1 protein-coding gene is annotated in these 963 nt (G+C 71.5%); it reads left to right on the forward strand.

Annotated elements, in window-relative coordinates; genetic code table 11:
- On the forward strand, positions 1-963 hold a 963-nt coding region (locus tag AC1DKV_RS40480; protein WP_477139770.1), incomplete at both ends, for a cobaltochelatase subunit CobN.

A 963-nucleotide genomic window follows, 5' to 3' on the forward strand; every position in this document is an offset into this window, starting at 1 on the left:
GCTGGCCGCCGGCGTGGCGCCGCCGCTGGCCKGGCGCCTGGCGCGCGCCCGCGTGTTCGCCGCCAGGCCGGGCAACTACAGCATCGGCGTGAACCAGATGGTGGAGCAGAGCCGCGACGTGGCCGGCGCCAACGGTTCCGCCGCACAGCCGGGGCAGGCGCTGGCGCAGCAATACCTGCGCTACATGAACTTCGCCTTCTCCGCCGAAGGCTGGGGCGAGACCGCGCCGCAGGCGCTGGCCAGCCACCTCAAGTCCAACCAGGCCGTGTTGTTCTCGCGCGCCAGCACGCTCTACGGCGCGCTCGACAACGACKATACCTACCAGTACGCCGGCGGCCTCAACCTCGCCACGCGCGCGGTCAGCGGGCAGGCACCGCGCTTCTGGCTGCACAACCTGCGCCGCCCCGCCGAGGCCGAGACCGTGGACGCGCGCACCTGGCTGGCCACCGAACTCAACGCGCGCAACTGGAACCCGCGCTGGATCGCAGGCATGCAGCGCTCCGGCTATGCCGGCGCGCGCGAGATGTTCAAGGAGATCGAGCATCTCTACGGTTTCCAGGCCACCAGCCCGGAACAGATGAGCGGCGATTTCTGGCAGCGGACCTACGACGTCTACGTGGCAGACAAGCTCGGCATGGGCATGGACAAGTTCTTCGCCGGCAACAACCCGCACGCGCGGCAAGGCATCCTGGCGCGCCTGCTGGAAGTGGACCGGCAGGGCAGCTATCGCTTCACGCCGGCCGAGCGCGCCGACATGGCGCGGCGCTACGTGGCATCGGTCAACCGCGACGGACTGTMGTGCACGGCCAATAGCTGTGGCAATCCGGCGCTGATGCAGTACATCGCGGGGCTGGGCCAGCAGGCCCGCCTGCCGGTGGATGCGCTGCGCGCGTTCGGCGAGCGGCTGGCGCGGGCGACGCCGGKGCGCGAGCCGGCTGCGCAGGGCAGCGGCCCGGCGCGGCC

Source organism: Cupriavidus sp. 05T41, from assembly GCF_056396525.1.